Here is a 12,339-nt window from a genome sequence, read left to right on the forward strand (position 1 = left end):
ATACCCATACCCATCAGATAAAAGTCCTAAACTTATTGCTATTTGTAAAAAAAAATATTCGATAATTTTTATAACTCTTTATTAAAATGAAACGCACTAATTGAAAAATTTTCTTTAAAATAGAGTTTGTGTGCTGTTTTTCTAGTTGGTCCGCTGTCTAGTTGAACTGAAATGCAATTTTTATTTTTTGCAATTTCATAAAGATAATTTAATAGTTTGGAAGCATATCCTTTGCCTCTGTAATTTTCTATTGTAGATAAGTCGTCAATATATAATTGTTTTCCACAATATAGCATTGAAAAAATCCTATATCCTGCCACACTAACTGTTTTGTTATTTTCAGAAAGGTAGATTAAATTATAGCCTTCATCTTGCATTGCTTTTATTTGCAATACAAATTGTTCTTTTTTTAAATGAGGTCTCAAAAGACTCATTGCCTCCCAGCAACTGTCTATTGTTGGGTCTGTATCTGCTATTTTTATTTCTGTCATATTGATTACTAAGATTTTAAAAAGAGAGAATTAAATTGTAATAACAATAATCCTTTTTTAATTTTCGATACAATGTAAGTTTTTGATAAAATAAGTTTCGGGTTGGTAGGTTTTTCCATCGAGTTCAGAAACCAGTTCTTTTTTTATAATATAGTCTTCAGTATCAGTTAAATATTTGATACGCATCAAAGAAACAGGAGAAGATTTTAGATCTTCCATAGAACCTTTCATAAACATAAAAGTGCCCACAATAACACGGTTATCAAAACCTTTTTCGTCGCGAAGCATACTACCGCAATATTCCATATTGATATGTACCAGCGTAATCACTTTTCCGTTGTTGAGTTGAAGATACAATTTGGAATTTTTGTCAAAACAATTGGCTTTGATAAATGCTTTACTTTTTTGAATCATTTGTACGTTTAATGTTGGCAAACCGTCTGTCGAAGTCAGTGTATAGAAAATATAACTGGACGTTCCGGCAAAGTTTTTTTCGGACATCAGGTATTCACGGGTTTGTTTGTAGGTGCCTATAGAATCAGTTACCTGACTGGAATAATCACAGGCTGTTTGAGCCAAAGCATTTACGGAAATGAAAAATAAGGCGGTAAGTAGTAGTTGTTTCATTATATTTTTTTGTTGTTATTTTATTTTGGCGCAAAATACTATTATTTTATTAGTATTCACATCGGTGGTAAAAAAAGAATAGTGATTGCCACCGTCTTTAATTTTCCATTTTTTTCGAATATTTTCTACCGTTTCTGGAAAATTTCGGGTGGTAATATTGCATTGTTTGCCGCTGAGGTGTTTTTTTATGTCGGTTTTATTGTATGCAAAAACTGCTTTGATTTCGAAAATTCTTCCAGGGAAATCCACTAATTCATCCGAAGTGTACAAATGCGAATGTTTGTGTAGTTTATCCAGATGGAATTGTAGTGCTACTTCGTCAAATGCTCCCGATTTCATAATGGCACTATTGGGTTCGTATAAGTATTTTTTAGGTAAATCATAGTTTGGAATAACTTGATTTGCTTCCATAACAAATTCAAAAGTATCGGTTTGTCCTTTAGAAATATTAGCCGTTTTAATAGTAATGTTGCCTGAATAGTCCTTATGCAATTCCCATAACAGTTCTTTTACCTCATTTTCTAAGGCAATGATGTGAATATTTTTAACGTTTTTTAATTCGGATAGTCCTGCTGAAATATCCAGTAATGGAGCTGTTTTAATTAAAATAGCTTTCGTTTTTTTGAAATAAAAATCCAGATTCTCTGGAACATTAGGTAAGCAATCTTTTAGCATAAAAACTTTGCCTTTGGCATCATTACGTCTAGAAGGATCAATGTAAATCCAATCCCAACTACCAGTAAGTTTTTTTAATATTTCTAAGCTATCGCCTGTATAACATGCAATTGTATTGGCATTTAATTGTTTGAAATTGTGTTGTACAATAGCTGAAAGTTCAGGGTTGATTTCACAATGTGTGACCGATTTTATTTTTTTTGCAAAATAATAATCATCTACTCCAAAACCGCCTGTCAAATCAATGAGACTTTCGCCGGAAACCAAATTGCTCTTGTATAAAGCGGTAGCTTCGGAAGAGGTTTGTTCGATCGAAATTTTCGTCGGAAAAAGGATGTTTTCAGTTTCAAACCAAGTGGGTAATTTGTCTTTGGATTTTGCCTTGGCTTCAATTTGATTCAAAATCAATATCCAATCTACTTCTGGAAAGGGATTTTTTTGCAAAGCTAATTTTGAAATCGGAACATTACAATTGTTGTTGATAAATATTTGGATGTCTGGATGTAAAAGTAAATTTTGCAATGTTAAATGTTTTCGGTTAGAACAGCGACAATCTTATTGTTTGGAAAAAATTCTTTGGCTATTACTTTTAAACTGGTGTAGATAGGAATTGCTACAACCATTCCAAAAATACCAAAAGTGATACCACTAATAAGTGTAATCAAAAAGATTTCCAAAGGATGTGATTTGACACTTTTGGAAAAAATTATAGGCTGACTGATGTTATTATCAATGACTTGAACAATTAAAAAACCAATCACCACATAAATAGTTGTAGGTAACATTTCGGTTTTAAAATTAGTACCAATAGCGCTAATAAGTGTAAGTGCTGCCGCTAATATCGTGGCAATTATAGGACCAATATATGGAATAACATTGAGTAAGGCACATAAAAACGCAATAATCAAAGCGTTTTTACTACCAAAAACAATCAGTACTATAAAATACATGATAAAAACCACCAGTAATTGAACCACTAATCCGATGATATAGCGTGCTAAAAGCTCGTTGATTTTTGCAACAGAATTTAGAATTTTATCTTCGTTATTGTCTGGTAAAATCATTTTTGCTTTTTCTTTAAAAATGCGTTGGTCTTTTAAGAAAAAGAAAGTAATAAAGAAAACAGAGGCAATTCCCATTCCAAAATTAGCAATAGTGTTGAGTACAGAATTCAAAAAATCAGTAAAATAATTAAAATCTACTTTTGAAGATAGTTTTGAATCGTCCACCATTTTTTGCACATCAATTTGGTGTAAATTAAAATAATTTATAATGTTGTTTTCAAGAATGCTAAATTGATTTTGAAGTAAATTAGTATCCAATAAGGATAGGTTTTCGGCTTGTGAAATAATCAAAGGAACAAAAAGCATAACAAATCCCACAATGGTTAATACAAAAAGCAAAAGTGTTATAATTGTAGCAAATAAGTTGCTAAACTTCAATTTTTTCTTTAAGAATTTTATAAAGGGATTTGCAATCAAGCACAATATTAATGAAATAGCTATATATAAGATTACAGTTTGAATTTTATAGATAAAAAACAATACTAAACACAGTAAAACAATGTTAGCAATTGCTCTTAAAATTCCTCTGGAAATAGTTCTTGATGTAATCATTTGGATTCAAATTAGTTTATAAAGATAAAAAATATCAAATCATTTTTGAGGTGATTTCATATAAAGCAATACTGGCGGCTTGAACGACATTCATACTGCTGTTTTTGCCAAACATGTTGATGTGTACTATTTGATTCGAAATTGCTAAAAGACTTTCATTTATGCCGTTAATTTCACTTCCAATGATTAATGCTGTTTTTTTATTTTTTGGTAAAAAAACTTCTTTTAAAGCTTTGCTGTTGGAAGTGATTTCCAGAGCAATAATTTCATAATTGTGCTGTTGCAAATAGTTAATTAAGTTTTTATTTGCTTCAAAAACAGTATGCGGAACATGTAAATGAGTACTTCTGGAAGTCTTGTTTATTTTTCTGGGTGTCAGCGGAATATCTTTTCCAATAAAAATGATTTTTTCAATTCCAAAAGCTTCTCCAATTCTAAAAAGAGAACCAATATTTTGCTGAAAATAAATGTTGTCGCAAACCAATGTAATAGGAAATTGGTTTTGTTGAAACTGGTTTTCTTCGTGTGATAATTGCATTTGTACTAATTGTTAAAAATGTAATTAATAATATTAGCTCCCATTTTTAATGCTTTTTCGCGGACTGCAATTGGGTCGTTGTGTACTTCTGGATCTTCCCAGCCATCTCCTAAATCGCATTCAAAAGTATAAAGTAACACTAGTCGATTGTCAATGAAAATTCCAAAAGCCTGTGGACGTTTGCCGTCGTGTTCGTGGATTTTAGGTAATCCATTAGCAAATAGAAATGGTTTTTGAAAAATAGTATGGTTGGCTGGAATTTCTACTAAGGCTTTATCAGGAAATATTTTTTTGATTTCTTTTCTAATGTATTCGTCCATTCCATAATTGTCATCAATGTGTAAAAAACCACCGCCTTTCAAGTATTTCTGAAAATTTGTAACATCTGAAGGGCTAAAAACCACATTTCCATGCCCTGTCATGTGTACAAAAGGATAGGAAAATAAATCAGGACTGCTGGGTTCTACAGTGGCCACTTTTGGATTGATGGTAGTATTGATGTTGCTGTTGCAAAAACGAATTAAATTAGGAAGTGAAGTTGGATTAGCATACCAATCGCCACCACCACTGTATTTTACCAATGCAATTTCCTGGGAAAAAGAAGTGCAAGAAATTAAGATTAAAATAAGATAAAGTCTTTTCATTGTTTTAGTCCTTAGTGATTAGTCCTCAGTCGCTAGATTTTTGAGTGCTTAGTTCTTAGTTGAAGGGATTTGTTTACTAAGGACTCAAAAACTAATTATTATTCTTCATTAAAAAACACTACACTATGGCAGGCTACTACCGCAGCAGTTTCGGTTCTTAATCTAGTATTTCCTAAAGAAACAGGAATGTAATTATTGTCTAATGCCAGAGCAATTTCTTTAACCGAAAAATCGCCTTCAGGACCAATTAACAAAGTAATATCTTCGTTAGCTTTTAAAACGGATTTTAATGTTTTTTTATCTGTTTCTTCACAGTGGGCAATCAATTGTAAACCTTTGTTTTGTTGTTGGATAAATTCTTTAAAAGAAACCACTTCGTTTAATTTAGGCAAATACAATTCGTTAGATTGTTTTAATGCGGATAAGATGATTTTGTCAAATCGTTCTTTGTTGATGACTTTTCTTTCGGAGCGATCACAGATTATAGGTGTGATTTCCTGTATACCAATTTCAGTAGCTTTTTCTAAAAACCATTCAAAACGGTCGTTCATTTTAGTAGGAGCAACAGCCAAATGCAAATGAAATTTAGATGCTTCTTTCTTTTCGAATGAGTTAATCTGTACCGTACATTTGTTATCAGAAGCTAGCGTGATTTCGCATTCAAATAAAAAACCCAATCCGTTGGTTACAAATAAAATATCGCCATCTTTTTTACGTAATACTTTAATAATGTGTTTGCTTTCTTCTTTGTCAAAAGAGAAAGAAACGGTTTGTTCGTCAATCGATGGATTGTAAAATAATTGCATAGTTTAGAATTGAATTCGCGCTTTAGAAACTACTGAAGCATTTTCGAAATGTTGTGATAAGAATTTTTGATAACCTACAATTCCAATCATTGCAGCATTATCGGTGGTGTATTCAAATTTTGGAACAAAGGTTTTCCATCCGTATTTTTGTTCGGCTTCTTTTAGTGTGTTTCTAATTCCTGAATTGGCCGAAACACCTCCGCCTATTGCAATTTGGTTAATACCTGTTTCTTTTACGGCTAATTTTAATTTATCCATCAAAATTTGAATAATGGTATGCTGGATAGAAGCGCAAATATCATTGGTGTTTTCTTCGATGAAATTTGGATTCTTAGCCTTTTCTTTTTGGATAAAATACAAAATAGCTGTTTTTAATCCTGAAAAACTAAAATCTAATCCTGGAACCTTAGGTTTGGTAAATGGAAATGCTTTTGGATTTCCTAACTGAGCATATTTATCAACTAAAGGGCCGCCTGGATAAGGAAGTCCTAGGATTTTAGCACTTTTATCAAAAGCTTCTCCAACAGCATCATCCGTAGTTTCACCAATAATGGTCATGTCAAAAAAGTCGTTGACTTTTACAATCTGTGTATGTCCGCCACTAATAGTTAAAGCTAGAAAAGGGAATTCAGGTTTATTATAACCTTCTTCGTCTATAAAATGCGCCAAAATATGGGCATGCATGTGATTGACCGCGATGAGTGGAATACCTAAAGCCAGCGCCATAGATTTGGCAAAAGAGCTTCCTACCAGTAAGGATCCCATAAGTCCAGGACCTTGGGTAAAAGCAATGGCTGACAATTGTTCTTTTTTGATGTTGGCTTTTTTCAAAGCGGCATCAATTACAGGTACAATATTTTGTTGGTGTGCTCTTGAAGCTAGTTCAGGAACAACCCCTCCGTATTGAGTATGAATGAGCTGATTAGCTACAACATTTGATAGTACTTTGTCGTTACATAAAACAGCTGCAGCAGTATCGTCACACGAACTTTCTATAGCAAGAATGAAAACCTCGGAATTTAGCATAAAAAGGCACAAATTTTGAATTATCTTTAGAAACCGATTTTATTTTTTTTAATTTTACGGCGCAGCCAAAATTAAAGAATTTTTATTAAAGGTTTCGCTCTTTCCTTGGGCAAAATAATATTTCATCAATATAATAGCAAAGCATATCAAAAAAGCGATTAAAATAACTTCGAGTATAATTCTTGGGCTCATCATCTTCTTGCTGATGCTTGGTATTGCATTAACCTTACCATCGGTTCAAACCCAAGTGGGGAAGTATTTAATGGATCGTATTAATAATGATTTTGGTACACATATTAGTATTGATAAAGTTAAGGTGTCTATTTTAGGTGGAGTTAAAATTCAGAATGTCCTGATTTTAGATCATCATAAAGATACGCTTATTTATTCTAAAAATTTAAAAACAAATCTTTTAGATATTCATGCGGTTTTAGAAGGCGATTTGATTTTTAGAACAATTCGTCTCGATGGGGTTTTGTTTGATATGAAAACTTATAAAAACGAGAAGAAAACCAATATGGATGTTTTTATTGAATCTTTTGATTCTGGTAAACCATCATCAGGCAAGCACACACTTTTTATTTCGGATAAAGCTTACATTACTCATGCTCATTTTAGGTTGTATGATTATAATAGAACCAATCCTAAAGATGTTGATTTTACAAAGGTCAATGCGGAGTTGACCAACTTTAAACTTTATGGTCCTGATGTTGATATGAAAATTGATAATTTATCTTTTTTGGATGATCGGGGTTTGTTTGTGAAAGAGTTAAGTACCGTTTTTAGTTATACCAAGAAAAAAATTCAGCTTCGTGATTTAGATTTAAAAACAACTGAATCTAAGATTAAAGCTGAGGTAGCATTAAATTATAAAATTGAAGATTTTGTCCGTTTTAATGATTTGGTAAAATGGAATGTAAAAATTCATTCGGCAACTGTGGGAACAAATGATGTGAGATGTTTTTACGGAGGTATGGGAAAAAATCAGTTTTTTTATATCAATCAAGCTGATATGAAAGGGACGCTGAATGATTTATATATTAGTCGTTTGCGATTAGTGGATTCGAATGGTTCCCGAATGGATGGGGGTATCCGTTTTAAAAATATTTTTGGCAAAGAACACCAACGATTTTTTATGGATGGCGATTTTAGTCGGGTTGAGACTAAATACGATTATTTGGTGCATTTGATGCCCGAAGTTCTTGGTGCAAAATTGCCTCCGGAAATACAAACCTTAGGAGCATGTTGGTTGGAAGGAAATATACAGCTTACTGCTTCGACTATTGACGCCGCTTTGAATCTAAAGTCAGTAATAGGAAGGGTACAATCTGTATTTTCTATGAAAGATATTGATTTTATAGATAAAGCCGCGTATAATGGAAATGTGGTTTTTGAAAACTTTGATATTGGTGCTTTTTTAAATCGAGAGGATTTAGGCCGAGTTACGATGGATGTCAATGCTGATGGAAAAGGTTTTACTGAGAAGTATTTGAATACTCAAGTAAAAGGAACTGTACAAACAATTGATTATAAAAATTATACATATAGTAATATTGATGTAAACGGAAATTTCAAATTACCTTATTATAAAGGGCAGATTTCAGTTGCAGATCCTAATTTGGATATGGATTTTGATGGTTTGGTGGATTTGAGTTCACAGGAAAACAAATATGATTTTCATATCAATGTCGATCATGCTAATTTGAGCAAATTGAAATTTGTAAAAGACAGCGTCTCTAATTTTAAAGGAGATGTGGTAGTGCAACTTACCGGAAACACCATCGAAAATTTACAAGGAAATGTTTATATCAAGCAAACTTCTTATCAAAACACGAAAGATACCTATGTTTTTGATGATTTTAATGTTAATTCTACTTTTGACGAAAAAGGAATACGTACACTAACTATTGATTCTCCGGATATTGTAGAAGGAAAATTAGTTGGGCGTTTTCAGTTTGCTCAATTGGGTAAGTTAACTCGGAATTCTTTGGGAAGTTTGTACACAAATTTTAAACCTGAAAAAGTCAATAAAGGACAATTTTTACGATTTAATTTTACGGTTTACAATAAGATTGTCGAGATTTTGTATCCCGAAATTTCATTGGCAACCAATACTGTTTTGAGAGGAAATATCAAATCGGATAGTCAGGAGTTTAAGATGAATTTTAATTCTCCTAAAATTACCTACGCCAAAAATAGTTTTGATAATATTCGAGTGGCAATTGATAATAAAAACCCTTTGTATAATGCTTATATCGAGTTAGACAGTATAAAAACACCCTATTATAAAATGCGTGATTTTAGTTTAATTAATATCACTACCAAGGATACTTTGCTATTTCGTTCAGAATTTAAAGGAGGAGAAAAAGGCGAAGATTATTTTAACCTAAACTTGTATCATACCATAGACAAAGAGAATAATAATGTGGTAGGAATCAGTAAATCGGAGATGAAGTTTAAAGAAAATCTCTGGTATTTAAATAAAAAAGACGACCCAAATAATAAAATTGTTTTTGATAAATCGTTTAAGAATTTTGTTTTTGATGATATTATACTATCACATGAAAAACAGTTTATTTCTTTAAAAGGTACAATAAAAGATAATTTTCACAAGGATTTAGAGTTGGCTTTCAAAGATGTCGATTTGTATAAGATAACACCTTTAAGTAGTAAGTTTGTATTTAACGGAAACTTGAATGGTGCCATTCATTTTAAACAAAACAATCAAGTATATAAGCCAACGGCTTCTTTAGTTGTTGATCAATTGAATATTAATAAAACCGATTTGGGAGTTCTGAAATTGAATATTGAAGGAGATCAAAGTTTGGAGAAATTTAACATTGATTCTTATTTGAATAATAATAATTTGGAGTCGTTTAATGCTAATGGAAGTTTTGAAGTTGTCAATAATAAAACGCTTTTAAATTTAAAACTTAAGTTGGACAAATTTAATTTAGGAATTTTAAGTTCTTTAGGAGGAGATGTCTTGTCAAATATTAGGGGTTTTGTAACGGGCAATGCTGTGGTGAATGGAGATGTTAATAAGCCAAAAATAAGTGGTCGTTTGTTTGTAGACAATGCCGGGATGACAATTCCGTATCTAAATGTAGATTACAAATTGAATGATCGTTCTATTGTGGACTTAATTGACGAGAAATTTCTGTTTAGAAATAATACTATTACAGATTCAAAATTCAATACTAAAGGATTGTTGAATGGTACTATAGAGCACAATAATTTTTCCGATTGGAAATTAGATTTTGATATCAATTCAAAAAGATTAGTGGTTCTGGATACTAAAGATTCCGAAGATGCGGCTTATTACGGAACGGCTTTTATTAACGGGAATGCTTCTATAAAAGGGCCTGTCGATGCTTTGTTTATTAAAATTGCAGCTAAATCTGAGAAAGGTTCTGATGTTAAAATACCAATTAATTATGCGGAAAGTGTTGGCGAAAACTCATTTATTCACTTTTTGACTCCAAAAGAAAAGTACAATAATAAAATGGGTATTGTTGAGAATAGTCATAAATACAACGGGCTCGAATTGGAATTTGATTTGGACATTACTCCCGATGCAGATATTGAGGTTATTTTAGATCGTAATTCGGGACATGGAATGAGAGGAAAAGGTTTTGGTTCCTTGTTGTTTAAAATTAATACTTTAGGAAAGTTTCAAATGTGGGGAGATTTTCAGGCTTATGAAGGAACGTATAATTTTAAATATGGTGGATTAATTGATAAAAAATTCGATGTTAAAAAAGGAGGTTCTATTATTTGGGAAGGGAACCCAATGCGTGCGCAGTTGAATTTGCAGGCGGTTTACAAAACTATTGCTAATCCTGCTGTTTTATTGGATAATTCATCATTTAATAGAAAAGTTCCAGTAAATGTGGTGATTGGTATTCAGGGAGATTTAGCGAGTCCGGACCCTGATTTTAATATTGAGTTCCCAACCGTTAGTAATGTTTTAAAATCGGAGATTCAATATAAATTGTATGATAAAGATGTTCGTCAAACACAGGCTTTATATTTGCTTTCTTCGGGAGGGTTTTTGAGTCCGGAAGGAGTAAATCAATCCGATTTCTCTGGAAGTTTGTTTGAAACAGCTTCAAGTTTATTGGGTGATATTTTAAAAACTGATAATGATAAATTTAAGGTAGGGCTTAATTATGTGTCTCCAGATAAACGTATTGGTAAAGAAACTGATGGTAGAGTAGTGGCGACCATTTCTTCTAAGATTAATGAACGTATCTCAATTAATGGAAAAGTAGGGGTTCCTTTTGGAGGTATTAATGAGTCTGCTGTTGTTGGAGATTTAGAAGTACAGTATAGGGTAAATCAAGATGGAACTATGAATCTAAGATTGTTTAATAGAGAAAACGATATTAATTACATTGGGCAAGGAATTGGTTATACGCAAGGATTAGGATTGACTTACGAAGTGGATTTTGATACTTTTAGAGAGCTAGTTAGTAAAATATTTAAAAAGTATCGTATTCAAAAAGTAAAAACTACAAATGAATACTTTGACGATTCGAATGTTGCTCCAGAATATATTAACTTCAACACGAATAAAACTCCCCAAAAAGAAGATATAAAAAACAATTCTGAAGCAGTAAAGACTGATGAAGATTAATATTGTTTTATTTGTGCTATTTTTTTTATTGTTTACTTTCTGTAAGCATTTGCTTTTTGAAATTCTAAACCTTAAGGGTGTTAAAAAAACGTCATTAATAAGTTATTCTTAGTTTAATTCTTTAAAAATCGATTTCTGTTAAAAAAAAACAAGCTTTTTTTGTTTTTTTTAAAACTTATTAACGAAAACGTTTGAATTGATCAGGAATAGTTAAAATAATAATAGAGAAGCTATTAAAGTAATTTATGTTTCTTAATTTTACGTTTCAAAACTAAAACTATGCTAAAAACAATTAAAAAAATAGGGGTTCTAACCTCTGGTGGTGATTCACCGGGAATGAACGCCGCAATACGATCCGTTGTTCGAACTTGTGCTTATCATAATATAGAATGTGTTGGTATTTACCGAGGATATCAAGGAATGATTGAAGGAGACTTCAAAGAAATGGGCCCTCGTAGTGTAAATAATATCATTAATAAAGGAGGTACAATTTTAAAATCGGCTCGTTCATCTGAATTTAGAACTCCAGAAGGAAGAAAGAAAGCATACGATAACTTAGTAAACGAAGGAATTGAAGCCTTAGTAGTTATTGGTGGAGATGGTACGTTTACCGGAGCTTTAATTTTTAATTCGGAATATAATTTTCCAGTAATGGGAATTCCAGGAACTATCGATAATGATATTTATGGAACAAGTCATACATTAGGGTATGATACTGCTCTAAACACAGTTGTGGATTGTATTGATAAAATTAGAGATACTGCCAGTTCACACAATCGTTTATTCTTTGTAGAGGTAATGGGTAGAGATGCAGGACATATTGCATTGAATGCCGGAATTGGAGCAGGAGCAGAAGAAATTTTGATTCCTGAAGAAGATTTAGGATTAGATCGTTTGTTAGAATCACTTCAAAAAAGTAAGGCTTCTGGAAAGTCATCCAGTATTGTGGTTATTGCCGAAGGGGATAAAATTGGTAAAAACGTTTTCGAATTAAAAGATTATGTAGAAACTAATTTACCTGAATATGATGTTCGTGTATCGGTGTTAGGGCACATGCAACGTGGTGGAGCACCTTCTTGTTTTGATAGGGTTCTTGCTAGTCGTTTAGGGGTGAAAGCTGTAGAGTCATTATTAGATGGTGTATCTAATTTTATGGTGGGATTAAAAAATGACACTGTAAACCTTACTCCTTTATCATTAGCAATAAAAGGAAAATCAGAAATAGATAGAGAATTATTGAGGGTTTCTGATATTATAACAACTTAATAAAATTTGTA

10 protein-coding genes are annotated in these 12,339 nt (G+C 31.9%); 2 read left to right on the forward strand and 8 right to left on the reverse strand.

Annotation, left to right across the window (positions count from 1 at the left end; genetic code table 11):
• Positions 1-68: 68 nt before the first annotated feature.
• The 8 genes from AC4FRF_RS09160 to tsaD all read right to left on the reverse strand — a co-directional run bounded on the left by AC4FRF_RS09160 (position 69) and on the right by tsaD (position 6,423).
• Positions 69-491: a GNAT family N-acetyltransferase gene (locus tag AC4FRF_RS09160; protein ID WP_491159194.1), complete on the reverse strand. Its 423-nt coding sequence runs from the start codon at positions 489-491 to the stop codon at positions 69-71.
• Positions 492-548: 57 nt separating this feature from the next.
• Positions 549-1,118: a hypothetical protein gene (locus AC4FRF_RS09165; protein ID WP_491159195.1), complete on the reverse strand. Its 570-nt coding sequence runs from the start codon at positions 1,116-1,118 to the stop codon at positions 549-551.
• A gap of 15 nt (positions 1,119-1,133) precedes the next feature.
• A complete protein-coding gene (locus AC4FRF_RS09170; protein WP_491159196.1) occupies positions 1,134-2,315 on the reverse strand; it encodes a THUMP-like domain-containing protein in 1,182 nt (393 codons plus the stop codon).
• A 2-nt stretch (positions 2,316-2,317) separates the two neighbouring features.
• The gene (locus tag AC4FRF_RS09175; protein ID WP_491159197.1) at positions 2,318-3,409 is read right to left on the reverse strand and encodes an AI-2E family transporter; all 1,092 of its coding nucleotides are present in this window, start codon (positions 3,407-3,409) and stop codon (positions 2,318-2,320) included.
• A 34-nt stretch (positions 3,410-3,443) separates the two neighbouring features.
• Entirely contained in the window at positions 3,444-3,947 is a 504-nt protein-coding gene (locus tag AC4FRF_RS09180) for a TrmH family RNA methyltransferase (RefSeq protein WP_491159198.1), read from the reverse strand.
• Positions 3,948-3,952: 5 nt separating this feature from the next.
• Positions 3,953-4,591 (reverse strand): DUF4159 domain-containing protein, encoded by a 639-nt coding sequence (locus AC4FRF_RS09185; protein WP_491159199.1) that lies wholly within the window; start codon positions 4,589-4,591, stop codon positions 3,953-3,955.
• A gap of 98 nt (positions 4,592-4,689) precedes the next feature.
• The gene (locus AC4FRF_RS09190; protein ID WP_491159200.1) at positions 4,690-5,397 is read right to left on the reverse strand and encodes a 16S rRNA (uracil(1498)-N(3))-methyltransferase; all 708 of its coding nucleotides are present in this window, start codon (positions 5,395-5,397) and stop codon (positions 4,690-4,692) included.
• A 3-nt stretch (positions 5,398-5,400) separates the two neighbouring features.
• Complete coding sequence (gene tsaD / locus AC4FRF_RS09195; protein WP_491159201.1) at positions 5,401-6,423, reverse strand: tRNA (adenosine(37)-N6)-threonylcarbamoyltransferase complex transferase subunit TsaD; 1,023 nt, start codon at positions 6,421-6,423, stop codon at positions 5,401-5,403.
• Between the two features lie 205 nt (positions 6,424-6,628).
• Between tsaD and AC4FRF_RS09200 the strand changes: the two genes are divergently transcribed.
• Together AC4FRF_RS09200 and pfkA are read left to right on the forward strand one after the other, a co-directional pair.
• A complete protein-coding gene (locus tag AC4FRF_RS09200) occupies positions 6,629-11,062 on the forward strand; it encodes a translocation/assembly module TamB domain-containing protein (RefSeq protein WP_491159202.1) in 4,434 nt (1,477 codons plus the stop codon).
• Between the two features lie 279 nt (positions 11,063-11,341).
• Complete coding sequence (pfkA, locus tag AC4FRF_RS09205; RefSeq protein WP_491159203.1) at positions 11,342-12,328, forward strand: 6-phosphofructokinase; 987 nt, start codon at positions 11,342-11,344, stop codon at positions 12,326-12,328.
• Positions 12,329-12,339: the final 11 nt, after the last annotated feature.

Source organism: Flavobacterium sp. ST-158 (assembly GCF_058309975.1).